Raw genomic sequence first — 16,011 nt, forward strand, 5'->3', positions numbered from 1 at the left:
GACCGAAGTGTGTCGCAGTGCGCTGCAAGTCTGCTGCAAACAGCGTGGCCGGTCATCGATCCCGGCGACGCCCGACTGGACGGAACCATTGATGAACACCCCGCTGCCCACGACCCCAGAGGTCGCCCGCGATGCGCGCGCGAGCGACGTGCTGAGCTCGCCCGCGCCGTTCGCCGCGCCGCGCAGAACTTCGCGGCTCGATCCGGTGAAAGTCGCACCCTACCTGTTTCTCGGGCCATTTTTCCTGCTGTTCGCGCTATTCATGGCGTTCCCGCTGCTGTTTTCGCTGTATCTGTCGTTCCAGAGCTGGGACGCGACGGCGGGGCTCGCGAGCATGAAGTGGGTGGGTCTGTCGAACTTCACGTTCACGCTGACCGACCCGTGGTACTGGAAGTCGCTGTACAACACCGCGTCGATGGCGATCATGTCCGGCGTGCCGCAGCATCTGGTGGCGCTGCCGCTCGCGTTCTTTCTGCAAACCGCGTTTCGCCGCTGGCGCAACCTGGTGGTCGGCCTGTACTTCCTGCCGTTCATCACGTCGAGCGTCGCGATCGCGCTGATCTTCTCGTCGCTGTATTCGACCGACTTCGGCATGATCAACCTCGCGATCGCCGAGCTCGGCAAGCTGCCCGGCCTGCACTGGATCGTCCCTGCGCATCCGATCGAGTGGCTGTATAACCCGAAGAACGTCAAGCCGGCGGTGTCGGTGGTGATCTTCTGGCGCTATGTCGGCTGGAACACGGTGCTGTATCTGTCGGCGCTGCAAACCATTCCGAAGGACCTTTACGAGGCCGCGCGCATCGACGGCGCGAACGGCTGGCAACAGTTCACCCGCATCACGATTCCGCTGATCAAGCCGATGATTTTCTTCGCGGTCACGCTGTCGATCATCGGTGGGCTGCAACTGTTCGAAGAGCCGTTCATCCTGCTGCCGAACGAAGGCATGGGTACCAGCCAGTCCGGTCTGACCACGGCCGTCTATATGTATCGCACCGCATTCCACGACGGCGATTTCGGCACCGCGAGTTCGATCGCATGGCTGCTGTTCATTTCGATCTGCGCGTTGATGTGGTTGAACACGCGGATCTTTCACCGCAGCGGCATGAACGAGGAGACACAGCGATGAAATCGTCGAGCAACAAGGGCCGTTATATCGGCTACGCGATCGTGGTGGTCGGCGCGCTGCTGATGTTCTCGCCGTTCTACTTCATGTTCGTGTTCGCGACGCACACGAGTTCCGAGATTTTCTCGATGCCGCCCCCTCTGTGGTTCGGCAGCGCGTTTCTCGACAACATGGCCTCGCTGATGCGGCACATTCCGTTCTGGCGCAATCTCGGCTGGAGCTTCTATACGGCCACGATGCAAACCGTGCTGACGCTGCTCGTCACGTCGATGGCCGGCTACGCGTTCGCGATGTACGAATTCCGCTTCAAGAAGACGCTGTTCGCGATCGCGCTGACCGCGATGCTGATGCCGCCGTTCCTCGGCATGATTCCGACCTTCATGACGATGAACCTGCTCGGCTGGATCGATCAGCCGCGCGCGCTGTACGTACCTGGCGCGGCCGCCGCGCTCGGCGTGTTCCTGATGCGCCAGTACGTCGCGGCGGCGATTCCGTCCGAACTGATCGAGGCGGCGCGCATCGACGGCTGCGGTGAATTCCGCATCTACTGGAGCATCGTGATGCCGCTGCTCGGACCGGCGCTGGGTACGCTTGGACTGATCAGCTTCATTCAGGCGTGGAACAACTTTCTGTCGGCGCTCGTCGTGCTGCGTTCGCCGTCGATGTACACGCTGCCGCTCGCTCTGCGCATTCTGCAAAGTCCGACCAATTCGGATTGGGGCGCGGTGATGGCGGGCTCCGCGGTCGCGGTGCTGCCGTTGCTGGTGCTGTTTGCATTCACCTCGCGGCGTCTGATCGACGGTCTGACGACCGGCGCGGTCAAGGCTTGAGATTCTCTCTTTCATTTTTCACGCCCTAGCAGGCGTGACGATTCAGGACAACATCATCTATGTCGACGTATCGATTCAACGGAGACTTCGTCTGGGGCGTCGCCACCAGTTCCTACCAGATCGAAGGCGCAGCGCATGAGGACGGCCGCGGCCCGTCGATCTGGGACGCGTTCTGCAACGTGCCGGGCAAGGTCGTGAACGGCGAGAACGGCGATGTCGCATGCGATCACTATCACCTCGTCGAGGAAGACCTCGACCTGATGGCCGAACTCGGGGTCAAGGCTTATCGCTTTTCGATCGCCTGGCCGCGCGTGCAGCCGACTGGCCGCGGCGCATTCAACGACAAGGGCCTCGCGTTTTACGAGCGCCTCGTCGACGGTTTGCTCGAGCGCGACATCCAGCCGTTCGCAACGCTGTATCACTGGGACCTGCCGTTGTCGCTGCAGCATACGCAAAACGGCTGGGAAAGCCGCGACACCGCTTATCGCTTCGCGGACTACGCGCGCAAGATCGGCAGCGTGCTCGGCGATCGCGTTGCATCGATCGCGACGCACAACGAACCGTGGTGCACCGCGTGGCTCGGCAACGCAACCGGCTATTTCGCGCCGGGCAACGCCGATCTGAAGAAGGCCGCGCATGTCGCGCACCATCTGCTGCTGTCGCACGGTCTCGCGATGCAGGCACTGCGCGCCGATGGCGTGATGGCGCCGCTCGGCATCGTGCTGAACCAGTCGCCGGCGCATGGCGCGACGGATGCGCCCGACGATCAGGCCGCCGCGTCGCTCGAATACGCGAAGTTCGTGCGCTGGTACATGGACCCGCTGTTCAAGGGCGAGTATCCGGCCGAGGCGCTGGAATGGTATGGCGCGAACGGTCCGCAGGACGTGATCCGGAGCGGCGATTTCGACGTGATCGGCACGCCGATGGACTTCCTCGGCGTCAACTACTACACGCGGATCTTTGCGAGCGCATCGGGCGAGAAGCGTCCGCCGGGTGCGCTCGGCTTCACCGACATGGATTGGGAAGTCTATCCGCAAGGTCTCACCGAATTGCTGACGCGCATCAACGCCGACTACAAGTTGCCGCCGATCTACATCACCGAGAACGGTTGCGCGGCGAAAGACGTGCTCGATAACGGCCGCGTGCACGACGCCGAGCGCGTGCGCTTCTACGACCTGCATCTCGCTGCCTTGTCGGACGCGGTGAAACAGGGCGTCGACGTGGCGGGCTATTTCGCCTGGAGCCTGATGGACAACTTCGAATGGGCGTCGGGCTACGACAAGCGCTTCGGCATGGTCTACGTCGACTACGCGAGCCAGGAGCGCACGCTGAAGGACAGCGCGTTGTGGTATCGCGACGTGATCGCGCAACACGCCAGCGTCGCGGCCGTGCGCTGAGGCGCACGCCCGGCGACGGGCGCATCGAACCTCGCGTGGCGCGACAGTAGTGCGGCAGTGGGATAGCGTCACGCGGGGTCTGCAAGTACAAGGATCGAGGAGGAGGCATCAAATGGGCGAACTCGTATTGCGCAACGTCACGAAGACGTATGGCGAAGGACCGCAGGTGATCCAGGGCATCGACTTGCGCATCCCGGACGGCCAGTTCACGGTGTTCGTGGGACCGTCGGGCTGCGGCAAGTCGACGATGCTGCGCATGATCGCGGGGCTCGAGTCGGTGACGGGCGGCGACATTCTGATCGACGGCGTACGCGTCAACGATCTGCAGCCCACGGACCGCGGCATCTCGATGGTGTTCCAGAGCTACGCGCTCTACCCGCACATGACGGTCGCGGAAAACATGGGCTTTTCGCTGAAGCTGTCGGGCAAGTCGAAAAAGGAAGTGCGCGAGGCGGTGGGCCGTGCCGCCGAGATCCTGCAGATCACACATCTGCTGGAGCGCAAACCGAAGGCGCTGTCGGGCGGCCAGCGCCAGCGCGTCGCGATCGGGCGGGCGATCGTGCGCAAGCCGCGCGTGTTCCTGTTCGACGAACCGCTGTCGAATCTCGATGCGGCGCTGCGCGTGCAGATGCGTATCGAGCTCGCGAAGCTGCATCGCGAACTCGGCACGACGATGATCTACGTTACGCACGATCAGGTCGAGGCGATGACGCTGGGCCAGCAGATCGTCGTGTTCAACAAAGGCCGCATCGAGCAGACCGGCGCGCCGCTCGACCTGTATGAGAGGCCGTCGAACCGCTTCGTCGGCGGCTTCATCGGCTCGCCGCAGATGAACATGCTGACCGCGACGCTGGTGTCGCGAAGCGATGCGCAAACCGTCGTGGCGCTCGCCGGCGCGAGCCAGCGCATCGTGCTGTCCGGCCGACTGGCGCAGCCGGTCAGTGGCGAATTGACGCTCGGGGTGCGCGCCGAGCATCTGGGCATCGGCTCGCTCGACGAAGGTCTCGCCGCGCGTGTCGAACTGGTCGAGCATCTCGGCGACGTCTCGATCCTGCATGCTCGACTCGATGGCATGGCGCACGCGATTGCGCTGAAGCTCGACAAGAAGGACGCGCAGCACGCGGTCGGCGCGCGTGTCGGGATCAAGGTGGCGTCGTCGTCGGTCACGCTGTTCGATGCGAACGGCGCCGCGGTGAGTCTCGCGCGACCCGAAGTCGGCGAGGACGTCGGCGCGGTGGTTTGACAGGCCGATGTCGACGAGTGAGCAACGGTAAAGCCGCGCGAATCGTTGCATGCGTGGATCCTGCATTTCGATGCGGAGCCTTCATCAGGACCCCCTGCATCGAACGACGAAGACTGACGCAAGCAGCGATGATGTTAGCCAGTTCGCATTAAATATTGCGCGGTACTTTCGACGCCTTGCATCGAGCTTTCTCCTTGCCGGGCTTGATTTAGCGGGTCCAGTCGAGGGGTCGGATAGTGGTTCGGAGCTTAGGTAAACTCCGCATGGCGGCCGCGAACATGCGCCATTAACATCCGCTAACGTTAAGGGTAACGTTCGGGCAAGTTTGCATCTATTCGAAGATCTATAACACGGGGCAAAACATTGCAAGCCAAGACGCGCCGCGCCGCTATCCGGCGCGACCCGGTATGGCCAGAGCGGTCTGTGTAAAACCAATTGATTAGGTGAAAGTGCAGCGGTTGCGCGCAGGAATTGGCGCGACCGTTGCAGGCTGTGTCGCGGTTACGGTAGTTGTCGCCGCGAGTTGGATTGGAGCTTGAGGGAGCTCCTGGCAGTAGGCTGGGAAGCAACGACTGAGAGCAAGGTTGATAAAGAATGTCGGGCACGCATCGCGGGTGTTCGCCTGCGGGCGCACCGGCCCGATACAAAAAATACCGTTGGATTTTTGCTGGGTGGAGAGCGTCATGGAAAAGCGAGTATCTAAAGCCATTTTCAAGTCCCGGGCCTGCGAGCTGTTCCGTCAGGTCGAGGCATTGGGCGAAACCGTGGTCGTCACCGACCGCGGGCAACCCACCATCGAAATCCGGCCGTATCGCAGCAAGCAGGAAAATCCGCTGGAGCTGCTGCGCGCGTCGATTACGCATTTCAACCTGAAGCACGCGTTGCAGCCTGTCACTGCCGAGCAGGACGAGTAATGATCACGCTCGACACGCTTGCGCTCGTGTGCTGGCTCGGCAGGCAGAAAGCGCTGAGCCAGGCCGCGCACGATGCGATCGATCGGGAGCTCGCCGGCGGCGAGATCCTGATTTCGGCAATCAGTGCGTTCGAAATCGCGGAGTTCGTGAAGGTCGGCAGTCTCGGACTGTCGATGGACGCGCGCAGCTGGATGTCGACGTTTCTGTCGCTCGACGGCGTGCGGATGATTCCGGTCGACACCGAGATCGCGTTTCGCGCGGCCACGCTACCGCCCACGCTCGCCTTGCATCAACGCCTGATCGTCGCGACCGCGCGCACGCATGGCGGCGCGCTCGTGACTTCGGATGCGAAAGTGCGCGCGTCGACTTACGTCGAAACGATCTGGTGACGGACGCGGCGCTGCCTGGTGCGGACGGGGCCGGTGGAATCGCGCACCACCAGTTCCGCCGGCAGCGTGATGCGTTGCGAAGCGGCGTCGATCCCGGCGATCTGCGCGAGCAGCGTGTTGACCGCCGAGCGCGCCATTTGCTGGAACGGTTGGCGGATCGTGGTGAGCGCCGGGTGAAACTGCTCGGACATCGGGATGTCGTCGAAGCCGATCACCGAGATGTCGTCCGGCACGCGCAGTCCCGCTTCGCGGATCGCGGCGATCACGCCGAACGCGCTCTGGTCGTTGGCCGTGAAGATCGCGGTGGGCGGCTCGGCGAGGTTCAGCAGGTCGAACGTGACGTCGAACGCCATCATTTGCGAGAGGTCGCCCGCGGCGACCAGCGAGTCTTCGCGTGGCAGGCCGAGGCGAGCCAGCGTGTCGTGATAGCCGCGTTGCCGGTCGCGCACGCCTTCGATCGTTTCGTCGCCGGCCAGAAACGCGATGCGCTTGTGACCGAGCTCGGCGAGGTGCTCGACCGCGAGACAGGCGCCGCCGTAGTTGTCGACCGACACCGACGGGAAGCCCGTCAGCGTGCCGCGCTGATCGACGACGACGACCGGTACCTTCGCGGTGGCGAGCGCCTCGAGGCACAGCGACTCGCGCGGAAGAATGGCGAGGATACCGTCGGAGAATTGCTGGATGAGCCCAAGCAGGTCGTGATGCGTATGACGATCTTCGTCGAACACCGTGTAGACCAGCATCTCGCAGCCCGCGCCACGCGCCGCGCGGCCCGCGCCGAGAATCAGTTCGCTGGAGAATTGCGTGTCGAGTGTCGGCGTGATGATGCCGATGATGCCGTTGCGGCCGCCCGACAGTTTCTGCGCGGTGCGGTTGACGACGTAACCGATGTCCGACGCGATTCTCAGGACTTCGTCGCGGGTTTCGCGCGACACGCCGGGACGGCCGTTGAGAGCGCGCGACGCGGTCATCTGGGACACCCCGGCAAGCTTGGCAACGTGCTCAAGCGTTGGGGTCTGTCTTGCCATGCGGGTCGAAGGTGTGCGAGAGGTCATTGGATGGGTCGACTCGCTAATCGCGTTAGCGATACCGTTTATGTAGTCGTTATTCTAGCAGAACCCTTTATATTTCAGCTTTCCCGCAATCGGTCCATCTTATCCGGCCGTTGCGTCGCAGCCCGCCGGGACCAGGTAAAATCCCGCATAGCCTTACTTCACGCATCGACCTAACATTCACTAACGTTAAGGCTAACGTTAATGTTTCGGTGATTTCTTATAAATCCAGAAGAGGGGACACACCCATGGCGTACCCGGCTTTGTTTAAAGCGCGGTCCATCATCGGCGCGACGGCGCTGCTGTTTTCGTTGTCTGCAGTTGTTTCGAACGCCGTAGCGGCGGACTCCAAGACGATCACGGTATGGGACCAGCAGACCAATGCGTCGTCGAGCAAGATCATTCGCGACGCGTCGGATCGATTCGAAAAGGCGGTTCCGGGCTACAAGGTCGAGAATTCGCACGTCCTGAACGAGGCGTACAAGACTAAGCTGAAGGTCGCTTTCGGCGCGAACCAGCCGCCGTGCGTGTTCGAGAACTGGGGCGGCGGCGGGCTGCACGAGTACGTGAAATCCGGCCAGATCGCCGACCTCACGCCGTACCTGGAGAAGGATCCGGCGTACCGCAGCCGCTTCATGCAAGCGTCGTGGAATGTCACGACGTTCGACGGCAAGACCTACGGTGTTGCCGCCGAAAACGCGGCGGCCGCGGTGATCTTCTACAACAAGGAAGTCTTCAAGAAGTACGGCATCACGCCGCCGAAGACGTGGGATGAACTGATGCACGTCGTTGAAGTGCTGAAGTCGCACAACGTTGCAGCGTTCTCGCTCGCGAACAAGAACAAGTGGACCGGTTCGATGTACTACATGTACCTCGTCGACCGTATCGGCGGTCCGCAAGTCGTGAAGGACGCGATCGAAGGCAAGGGCAAGGGCTTCGAAGATCCGGCGTTCGTCGAAGCCGGCAAGCGCATTCAGGAACTCGTGAAGGCTGGCGCGTTCGCACCGGGCATCAACGGTCTCGATTACGACTCGGGCGCCTCGCGCCGCCTGTTGTACACGGGCAAGGCTGCCATGGAGCTGATGGGCGCCTGGGAAGCTTCGACGATCGCGAACGAAAATCCGACGTTCTCGAAGGATCTCGACTTCTTCGCGTTCCCGAGCGTGCCGGGTGGCAAGGGTGATCCGCGCGACCTGATCGGCACGGTCGGCGACGGCTTCCTCAGCATCTCGACCGAGTGCAAGACGCCGGACGCAGCATTCAAGCTGATCCAGGCACTGACCGACGAGCAGGCGATGCAGGCTCGCGCGTCGGATGACCACAAGCTCCCGCCGGTCAATCACGTCAAGATCGACGATCCGTTCACGCAGCGTCTGCAGCAAATGCTTGCCGCCGCTCCGAGCGTGCAGCTCTGGTACGACCAGGCACTGCCGCCGGCCCTCGGTGAATTGCACAAGGACACGACGCAAGCACTGTTCGGTCTGTCGCTGACGCCTGAGGCTGCTGCGCAGCAAATGGAAGCCGCTTCGAAGAAGGGCGGCTGATCTCCAGTCTTAAAGAAAAGTCCGACCGGCACCGCGAGGTGCCGGTCGGCATACAAGCCCGTGAATATCGCACTTTCCGCTACACCCGAACGCCGGCTGAGATTTTCATCGCAAACGCTCGTCACGGTTGTGTTTCTTGCGCCGTCGCTGCTGCTGCTGGCCGTGTTCCTGCTTTATCCGCTCGTCTCCAGCCTGCGGCTGTCGCTGCTCGACTGGAACGGCCTCGGCAACACTGCCCGTTATATCGGGCTCGCGAACTGGGCGCGGCTCGCGCACGACATGGTGTTCTGGCAATCGCTGAAGAACAACGTGATTCTTGCTGTCGCGTCGATCGTCGTCCAGCTTCCGATCGCGCTCGCGCTCGCCGTGCTGCTGGAGAAGGCCGGTCGTGGCTCGCGCTTGCTCAAGGTGCTCTATTTCCTGCCGCTGCTGATGTCGAGCGTGGCGATCGGTGTGCTGTTCAAGCAAATCTACGATCCGAATTTCGGTCCGATCAACGTCGCGCTGCAGGCATTCGGGCTTGATGGCCTCGCGAAGGACTGGCTGGGCGATCCGCATTTTTCGCTGGCTGCGACCATCGCCGTGATCATCTGGCAGAACGCGCCTTTCTACATGATTCTGTTTCTCGCCGGCCTCTCGTCGATGCCGGCCGAGGTCAACGAGGCTGCGCTCCTCGACGGCGCATCCGAGTGGACCATTTTCTGGCGCATCAAGTTGCCGCACCTGCAAGGCACGGTGCGCACCGCTGTGCTGCTGTCCGTGCTCGGGTCGCTGCGTTACTTCGATCTCGTCTTCGTCATGACCGGTGGCGGCCCCGAAGGCTCGTCCGAGGTGATGGCCACCTACATGTATCGCACGGTGTTCAGTTCGTTCCAACTCGGCTACGGCAGCACCATCGGCTCGGCGATGTTCCTTATCGTCATCACGGTGGCGGCGGTGTCGATGTACTTCACCCGCCGTTATGCAACCGAGGTCTGAACCATGAACAAGAAACTACGCTTCCCCCGCGTGGGGGTTCCGCTGCTGGCACTGATCTGGCTGGCCGTCACGACGATTCCGTTTCTCTTCATGGTCGCATCGAGCTTCAAGAGCCAGGAAGAGACCTTCGCGACGTCAGTGTGGGCGCCGCCGAGCCACCTGTATTGGGGTAACTACGCGGCTGTGCTGCAGGGGCCGTTTTTCACTTATTTCCGTAACAGCGTGTTCACGGTGGGCGTGTCGGTGCTGCTGATCGTCATCATCAGTGCGATGGCGGCCTACGTGTTTGCGCGCTTGCGCTTCTCGCTGAACAAGACGCTGTTCGGTCTGGTGGTCGCCGGCATGATCGTGCCGCTGCATGCGACGCTCGTGCCGATCTATCTGCTCACGCGCAACCTCGGCCTTTACGACACCGCGTTCGCGCTGCTCGGCCCTTATGTGGCCCTCAGTCTGCCGGTGTCGATCTTCATCCTGACCGAGTTCATGCGCCAGATTCCGCGCGAGCTCGAAGAAGCGGCGCAGCTCGACGGCTGCAGTCCGTTCCGCATCTTCTGGCGTATTTTCTTCCCGCTTTCGGCACCGGGGCTCGCCACCGTGACGATCTTCAACGGCATTGGTCTGTGGAACGAGTTCATCTTCGCGTACATGCTCACGTCGACGGCCGAACACCGTACGCTGCCGCTCGCGATTTGGGACTTCATGGGGCAATACGCGTCGAACATACCCTCGATGCTGGCCGTCCTCGTGCTCACGTCGCTGCCGCTGATCGTTGCCTACGCGTTCGGTCAGGAGCGCGTGATCAAGGGAATGATGGCCGGCTCGCTCAAGGGCTGATCCGCATCGCACACCACCTCGAATCGTGCGGGCTAAAGTGGCCCGCACACCGAACTTCGCATAAACGATATGGCAAGCATCTCTCTCACTAACGTACAGAAGTCCTATACGAGCGGTAACTCGGTGATCCGCGACGCCAACCTCGAAGTCGGCAGGGACGAATTCTGCGTGTTCCTCGGGCCGTCGGGCTGCGGCAAGTCCACGCTGCTGCGCATGATCGCCGGTCTCGAATCGATCACCGACGGCGAACTGCGCATCGACGGTCAACTGATGAACAACGTCGAACCCGCGAAGCGCCAGGTCGCGATGGTGTTCCAGAACTACGCGCTCTATCCGCATATGAGCGTGTACGAGAACATGGCATTCGGCCTGCGTCAGGCGAAGGTCGATAAGGCCACCATCGACAAGAAGGTGCGCAGCGCCGCTGCCGCGCTGCAACTCGACAGCTACCTGGAACGCCGCCCCGCTGCGCTGTCCGGCGGCCAGCGCCAGCGCGTGGCGATCGGGCGCGCCATCGTGCGCGAGCCGGGCGTGTTCCTGTTCGACGAGCCGCTGTCGAATCTCGACGCCGCGCTGCGCGTGCAGACGCGCACCGAAATCGCCCGTTTGCATCGCGAGTTCAACCGCGCGAGCGCGGTGTACGTCACGCACGACCAGATCGAAGCGATGGCGCTCGCCGACAAGATCGTGCTGCTGCACGCCGGCGCGGAGATGGAAAAGCACGGCAGCATTGCGCAGATCGGCGCGCCGCTCGATCTGTACCACCGGCCGAAGAGCCGCTTCGTCGCTGGCTTCATCGGTTCGCCGAAGATGAACTTCATGCCGGCCACGGTGCTCGCGGTCGACGACAAGGGCATTCAGGTCGAGCTGACCACGGGCGAGCGCGTGCGCGCCGAGGTCGACGGCCGCAGGCAACGCGTCGGTTCGCAGGTCACGCTCGGCATCCGGCCGGAGCATCTTGCCCTGCCGTCGGCGCAGGCCGGCGTGCAGACAATCCGCTGCGCCGTGCGCCTGGTCGAACGGATGGGCGAGCACAGCTACGTGCATGCGGACGGTGGCGTGCGCGACGGCAACACGATGATCGCCAAGCTGCCCGGCGACGGTGGCGTGACGCACGACGAACGCGTCGAACTGGCGTTCGCACCGCGCACGTGCCACGTGTTCGACGACAAGGATTTCGCGCTGCCGCGTCTGCAGTGATCCGCTTGCGATCGCGCTGCTTGCACGACGCGAGCAAGCGCGGTCCCATTGCATCGCGTCGCTAGGAGCAACGAACGACCCGTAGTCGATCAAACACGGCGAATTCGAGTCGCGGCTGCGTTCGATCGATTAGCAGGACTGCGAAGTCTGGAAAGGTATCTGAAATAGAAGGGATGGCATCCGGGCTGAAGCAACGCCATGCCGCACGCTTGTCAGAAACAACGGATTTGTCGGCGCTTCATGCGCTTCGTACACCACGATAAAAAAAGGAGTTTTCGATGTTGCTTCGCCAAAGTGAGGTCCCGCTCTACCGCAATCCAGCCGCAGCCGTGGAAGAGCGCGTGGCCGATCTGCTCGCGCGCATGACACTCGACGAAAAGATCGCGCAGCTTCACGCCGCGTGGCTGAAGCTGTCGGCCGATGGCAATCACAAGGCGCGTAGCATCGATTTCGCACAGAGCGCCAACCAGATCACGGTCGACGAGATCCTGCAGCATGGCCTCGGCCAGATCACGCGTCCGCTCGGCACGCATACGGTCGATCCGAAAGAAGGCGTACGCGCGCTCAACGAGCTGCAGCGCAAGATGGTCGAAGACACGCGCCTCGGCATTCCGGTGATGTCACACGAGGAATGCCTCGTCGGGCTCATGATCAAGGACGCGACGCTGTTCCCGTCGCCGTTGAACTATGCGGCGACGTGGAATCCGCAACTGGTCGGCGAAGTGGGCACGATCATCGGCGAGCAGGCACGCTCGATCGGCTGTCATCAGGGGCTCGCGCCGGTGCTCGACGTGTCGCGCGACCCGCGGTGGGGCCGCACCGAGGAGACGCTCGGCGAAGACCCGTATCTGGTTGGCGTGCTCGCGTGTCATTACGTGAAGGGCCTGCAGGGCGAACAGCGCGATCTGCTCGCGACGCTCAAGCATTTCGTCGGTCATTCGGCGAGCGAAGGCGGCCGCAATCATGCGCCGGTGCATGTCGGTCCGCGTGAGCTCAACGACGTGTTCATGCTGCCTTTCGAAATGGCCGTGAAGCTTGCGAACGCGGGCTCGGTGATGCCCGCCTATCACGACGTCGACGGCGTACCCTGTCATGGCGATCGCGCGCTGCTGCACGACACGCTGCGAGAGAAATGGGGCTTCGACGGTCTCGTCGTCGCCGATTACGCGGGCGTCGACCTGCTGTTCAGCCATCATGCGGTGGCGCGCGACAGCGCGTCGGCCGCGGCCCTCGCGTTCAACTCCGGCCTCGACGTCGAGCTGCCGGGTCACGAGTGCGCGGTGCATCTGAAGGAAGCGCTCGAGCGCAACGAGATCAGCGAAGCGACGATCGACACCGCCGTCTCGCGCGTGCTGCGCGTGAAATTCCAGCTCGGCCTGTTCGAGAATCCGTACGTCGATCCCGAACGCGTCGACGTGAAAAGCGCGACCGCGGGCGATACCGCATATCAGGTTGCGCTCGAATCGGCGGTGCTGCTGCGCAATCAAGGCGACGTGCTGCCGCTCGACGCGCACGGCCCGGACAAGATCGCGGTGATCGGCCCGACCGCCGACGATCCGCTCGCGCTGCTCGCCGGCTACAGCTTCCCGGTGCACCTGATCAACAGCGGCGAGCAGTCCACTGCTTCGATCGCGACGCCGCTGCGTTCGCTGCGTGCGTTGCTCGGCGACGAGCGCGTAATTCACGCGCAGGGTTGCGACATCATCAAGGAGCGCCGCGCGGGTGCGCCGGTGTTTCCGGGCGACGTGTCGCTCGATCTGACCGGCGACGCGCATTGCGACGAGCTGATCAGCAAGGACACCGACGGCATCGCGGCCGCGGTCGAGGCCGCGCGGCAAGCGGGCGTCGCGCTGGTGTTCGTCGGCGATCTGGCGGGCCTGTTCCAGTCCGGCACGGTCGGCGAAGGGTCCGATACCGACAGCCTCGACCTGCCGGGTGTGCAGCAGGCGTTGCTGCAGGCGGTGGTCGATAGCGGCACGCCGACGGTCGTCGTGATGACGGGCGGCCGTCCGTACAATCTCGGCGGCCTCGAAGAGCGCATCGCCGCGCAGATCATGGCGTTCGCGCCGGGCGAGCGCGGCGCCGAGGCGCTGGCCGATCTGCTGGTGGGCCGCGCCAATTTCAGCGGCCGTCTGCCGCTGTCGGTGCCGAAGAGCGCGGGCGCCGTGCCGTACGTGTATAACCATCGTCTGAAGAGCGCGGGAACGCCGATTGCATACCATTTCGGCTGCCGCTATCCGTTCGGTTTCGGTCTCGGCTATACGCAGTTCCGTTACGGCGATCTCGCGCTCGCGCACAGCGAAGTGCCGATCGAAAGCGGTACGATCGAGTTGAGCTTCACGGTCGACAACATCGGCGCGCGCGACGGCACCGATATCGTGCAGATCTACGTGCGCGACCGGCACGCGTCGGTCGCGCGGCCGGTCCGCGAGCTGAAGGCGTTTGCGCGCGTGCCGCTCGCGGCCGGTGCGTCGGCGCGTGTGCGCGTGAAACTGCCGGTGGACATGCTGAACTTCACCGACGCGTGCGGCGAGCGTATCGTCGAGCCCGGTGACTTCGATCTGCTGGTCGGCAGCTCGAGCCGCGACATTCATCTGAGCGGCAGGGTCGCCGTCGCGGGTTCCGCGACGAGAACGCTCGAACGCAACTGGCGCATGCTGAGCGAGGTCGAGATCGTGGCCTAAGCGGCGGGTCAGGGCGGCGAGCGCCGTCCTGTATGTGGTCCTACTCGTAACAAGTGGAAAATCTGATGTCGTACGCAACCTATCCAAGTCTGTCGGACAAAACCATCGTCGTGACCGGCGGCGGCGCCGGGATCGGCGCCGCGATCGTCGAGGCCTTCGCGCAGCAAGGCGCGCGCGTGTTCTTCCTCGACGTCGCCGAGCACGATTCGCTCGCGCTGCAGGAAACGCTTCGCCACGCGAAGCATCCGCCGCTGTTTCGCCGCTGCGACCTGAAAAATGTCGACGCGATCGAAAACACGTTCGCCGACATCGTCGATGCGGTGGGCCCGATCGACGTGCTCGTCAACAACGCCGGCAACGACGACCGGCACGAAATCGGCGAACTCACCGCGAGCTACTGGGACGACCGTATCGCGGTGAATCTGCGCCACCAGTTCTTCTGCGCGCAGGCCGCCGCAAACGGTATGCGTCGCGCGGGGCGCGGCGTGATCCTGAATCTGGGCTCGGTGTCGTGGCATGTCGCGCTGCCGAACCTCGCGATCTATATGACCGCCAAGGCCGGCATCGAAGGGCTCACGCGTGGTCTCGCGCGTGATCTCGGCAGCGCGGGCATCCGCGTGAATTGCATCATCCCCGGGGCGGTGAAGACGCCGCGGCAGATGCAGCTGTGGCAATCGGCTGAGAGCGAAGCGAAGGTCGTCGCGAGTCAGTGTCTGCAACTGCGCATCGAGCCCGAGCACGTCGCGCGTATGGCGCTGTTCCTCGCGTCCGACGACGCATCACGCTGCTCCGGCCGCGATTACTTCGTCGACGCAGGGTGGTACGGAGAATGAGCATGCCGGTCGCAGTGTGCGTATGGGCGCTCGGCGCCGAGCTGGCCGAAGGGCCGCTATGGCAGGCCGCCGAAAACGCGGTGTATTTCGTCGATATCAAGGGGCGCCGGATTCATCGGCTGTCCGTCGCGACCGACGAGCAGCGGACGTGGCAGGCGCCCGATCAGCCCGGTTTTCTGGCGCCGCTCGCGGACGGCACGTTCGTATGCGGGCTGCCATCCGGCTTGCATCGCTTCGATCCGGCAAGCGGCGAGTTCAGCAAGCTCGCCGAGGTCGAACCGCATCTGCCGGGCAACCGCCTCAACGATGGTTTCGTCGATGCACGGGGACGCCTGTGGTTCGGCTCGATGGACGATGCGGAAGAGGCGCCGAGCGGCACGCTGTATCGCGTGAACGAGCAAGGCGCGGCAATCGCGCAGGACGACGACTACGTGATCACGAACGGCCCGGCGATGAGCCCGGACGGCCGCACGCTGTATCACAACGACACGATGCGGCGCGTGGTTTATGCCTTCGACGTCGCCGCGGACGGCACGCTGTCGGGCAAGCGCATCTTCGCCGCGATCTCCGGCGACGGCCATCCCGACGGCATGGCCGTCGATGCCGACGGCTTCGTGTGGATCGCGCTGTTCGGCGGCTGGCGGATCGAGCGTTACTCGCCGGCGGGCGAGCTGGTCGATCAGGTGCCGTTGCCGTGCGCGAACGTGACGAAGCTCGCGTTCGGCGGCGACGATCTGCAAACCGTCTATGTGTCCACCGCATGGAAGGGACTGACGGCGGTCGAGCGCCAGCATCAACCGCAGGCGGGCGGGCTGTTCTCGTTCCGCGCGCCGGCGGCGGGGCAGGCTCAGGCGCGCTGCACGGTGGGCTTCGAGCGCTAGACGACAAAAACACAGCGACAGGACAGGCCGCAAAACGCAACCCTGACGTTGCCTGGTCGCTCCGCAAGGAGCGGCCCGCTATCATGTGCGTTCCATGACTTTCGCGCAT

The 16,011-nt window shown here is 63.5% G+C and carries 14 protein-coding genes; 13 read left to right on the forward strand and 1 reads right to left on the reverse strand.

Translation table 11 applies throughout. The annotated features are described in order from the left end of the window. The first annotated feature begins 91 nt into the window (after positions 1 to 91). From OKW40_RS01085 to OKW40_RS01110, 6 genes are all read left to right on the forward strand, one after another. Entirely contained in the window at positions 92 to 1,126 is a 1,035-nt protein-coding gene (locus tag OKW40_RS01085; protein ID WP_429487736.1) for a carbohydrate ABC transporter permease, read from the forward strand. Next, a complete protein-coding gene (locus OKW40_RS01090) occupies positions 1,123 to 1,953 on the forward strand; it encodes a carbohydrate ABC transporter permease (protein ID WP_429487738.1) in 831 nt (276 codons plus the stop codon). The genes OKW40_RS01085 and OKW40_RS01090 overlap by 4 nt, the downstream gene beginning before the upstream one ends. Positions 1,954 to 2,012: 59 nt before the next feature. Further along, positions 2,013 to 3,350 (forward strand): GH1 family beta-glucosidase, encoded by a 1,338-nt coding sequence (locus tag OKW40_RS01095; RefSeq protein ID WP_429487740.1) that lies wholly within the window; start codon positions 2,013 to 2,015, stop codon positions 3,348 to 3,350. Positions 3,351 to 3,462: 112 nt separating this feature from the next. After that, complete coding sequence (locus OKW40_RS01100) at positions 3,463 to 4,593, forward strand: ABC transporter ATP-binding protein (protein ID WP_429487742.1); 1,131 nt, start codon at positions 3,463 to 3,465, stop codon at positions 4,591 to 4,593. Positions 4,594 to 5,177: 584 nt separating this feature from the next. Continuing rightward, the gene (locus OKW40_RS01105) at positions 5,178 to 5,507 is read left to right on the forward strand and encodes a type II toxin-antitoxin system Phd/YefM family antitoxin (protein WP_409259442.1); all 330 of its coding nucleotides are present in this window, start codon (positions 5,178 to 5,180) and stop codon (positions 5,505 to 5,507) included. Next, positions 5,507 to 5,896, forward strand: coding sequence for a type II toxin-antitoxin system VapC family toxin (locus OKW40_RS01110; RefSeq protein WP_090810623.1), 390 nt, complete (start codon positions 5,507 to 5,509; stop codon positions 5,894 to 5,896). Before OKW40_RS01105 ends, OKW40_RS01110 begins: the two co-directional genes overlap by 1 nt. On the opposite strand, the gene OKW40_RS01115 is transcribed toward OKW40_RS01110, so the two are convergent. After that, entirely contained in the window at positions 5,875 to 6,951 is a 1,077-nt protein-coding gene (locus tag OKW40_RS01115) for a LacI family DNA-binding transcriptional regulator (RefSeq protein ID WP_429487744.1), read from the reverse strand. The genes OKW40_RS01110 and OKW40_RS01115 overlap by 22 nt on opposite strands. 245 nt (positions 6,952 to 7,196) lie before the next feature. Between OKW40_RS01115 and OKW40_RS01120 the strand changes: the two genes are divergently transcribed. The 7 genes from OKW40_RS01120 to OKW40_RS01150 all read left to right on the forward strand — a co-directional run bounded on the left by OKW40_RS01120 (position 7,197) and on the right by OKW40_RS01150 (position 15,902). Next, on the forward strand, positions 7,197 to 8,492 hold the full coding sequence (locus OKW40_RS01120; protein ID WP_187613288.1) for an extracellular solute-binding protein: 1,296 nt from the start codon (positions 7,197 to 7,199) through the stop codon (positions 8,490 to 8,492). A 60-nt stretch (positions 8,493 to 8,552) separates the two neighbouring features. Beyond that, on the forward strand, positions 8,553 to 9,470 hold the full coding sequence (locus OKW40_RS01125) for a carbohydrate ABC transporter permease (protein WP_244144714.1): 918 nt from the start codon (positions 8,553 to 8,555) through the stop codon (positions 9,468 to 9,470). A gap of 3 nt (positions 9,471 to 9,473) precedes the next feature. Then, complete coding sequence (locus OKW40_RS01130; protein WP_187626868.1) at positions 9,474 to 10,304, forward strand: carbohydrate ABC transporter permease; 831 nt, start codon at positions 9,474 to 9,476, stop codon at positions 10,302 to 10,304. 69 nt (positions 10,305 to 10,373) lie between these two features. After that, positions 10,374 to 11,504, forward strand: coding sequence for an ABC transporter ATP-binding protein (locus tag OKW40_RS01135; protein ID WP_429487747.1), 1,131 nt, complete (start codon positions 10,374 to 10,376; stop codon positions 11,502 to 11,504). A gap of 278 nt (positions 11,505 to 11,782) precedes the next feature. Further along, on the forward strand, positions 11,783 to 14,188 hold the full coding sequence (locus OKW40_RS01140; protein ID WP_429487749.1) for a glycoside hydrolase family 3 N-terminal domain-containing protein: 2,406 nt from the start codon (positions 11,783 to 11,785) through the stop codon (positions 14,186 to 14,188). Positions 14,189 to 14,253: 65 nt separating this feature from the next. After that, positions 14,254 to 15,021 (forward strand): SDR family NAD(P)-dependent oxidoreductase, encoded by a 768-nt coding sequence (locus OKW40_RS01145; RefSeq protein WP_429487751.1) that lies wholly within the window; start codon positions 14,254 to 14,256, stop codon positions 15,019 to 15,021. After that, on the forward strand, positions 15,018 to 15,902 hold the full coding sequence (locus tag OKW40_RS01150; RefSeq protein ID WP_429487753.1) for an SMP-30/gluconolactonase/LRE family protein: 885 nt from the start codon (positions 15,018 to 15,020) through the stop codon (positions 15,900 to 15,902). The genes OKW40_RS01145 and OKW40_RS01150 overlap by 4 nt, the downstream gene beginning before the upstream one ends. Positions 15,903 to 16,011 lie beyond the last annotated feature (109 nt).

The sequence above is a fragment of the Paraburkholderia sp. RAU6.4a genome, from assembly GCF_050435625.1.
Classification (GTDB): Bacteria; Pseudomonadota; Gammaproteobacteria; order Burkholderiales; family Burkholderiaceae; genus Paraburkholderia; species Paraburkholderia tuberum.

Excerpts from the sequence above, each read along its gene's own strand:
- OKW40_RS01090 (WP_429487738.1), top strand. The coding sequence starts at position 1,123 with ATGAAATCGTCGAGCAACAAGGGCCGTTATATCGGCTACGCGATCGTG.
- OKW40_RS01140 (WP_429487749.1), top strand. The coding sequence starts at position 11,783 with ATGTTGCTTCGCCAAAGTGAGGTCCCGCTCTACCGCAATCCAGCCGCA.
- OKW40_RS01100 (WP_429487742.1), top strand. The coding sequence starts at position 3,463 with ATGGGCGAACTCGTATTGCGCAACGTCACGAAGACGTATGGCGAAGGA.
- OKW40_RS01150 (WP_429487753.1), top strand. The coding sequence starts at position 15,018 with ATGAGCATGCCGGTCGCAGTGTGCGTATGGGCGCTCGGCGCCGAGCTG.
- OKW40_RS01085 (WP_429487736.1), top strand. The coding sequence starts at position 92 with ATGAACACCCCGCTGCCCACGACCCCAGAGGTCGCCCGCGATGCGCGC.
- OKW40_RS01135 (WP_429487747.1), top strand. The coding sequence starts at position 10,374 with ATGGCAAGCATCTCTCTCACTAACGTACAGAAGTCCTATACGAGCGGT.
- OKW40_RS01145 (WP_429487751.1), top strand. The coding sequence starts at position 14,254 with ATGTCGTACGCAACCTATCCAAGTCTGTCGGACAAAACCATCGTCGTG.
- OKW40_RS01130 (WP_187626868.1), top strand. The coding sequence starts at position 9,474 with ATGAACAAGAAACTACGCTTCCCCCGCGTGGGGGTTCCGCTGCTGGCA.
- OKW40_RS01110 (WP_090810623.1), top strand. The coding sequence starts at position 5,507 with ATGATCACGCTCGACACGCTTGCGCTCGTGTGCTGGCTCGGCAGGCAG.
- OKW40_RS01120 (WP_187613288.1), top strand. The coding sequence starts at position 7,197 with ATGGCGTACCCGGCTTTGTTTAAAGCGCGGTCCATCATCGGCGCGACG.
- OKW40_RS01095 (WP_429487740.1), top strand. The coding sequence starts at position 2,013 with ATGTCGACGTATCGATTCAACGGAGACTTCGTCTGGGGCGTCGCCACC.
- OKW40_RS01115 (WP_429487744.1), bottom strand. The coding sequence starts at position 6,951 with ATGACCTCTCGCACACCTTCGACCCGCATGGCAAGACAGACCCCAACG.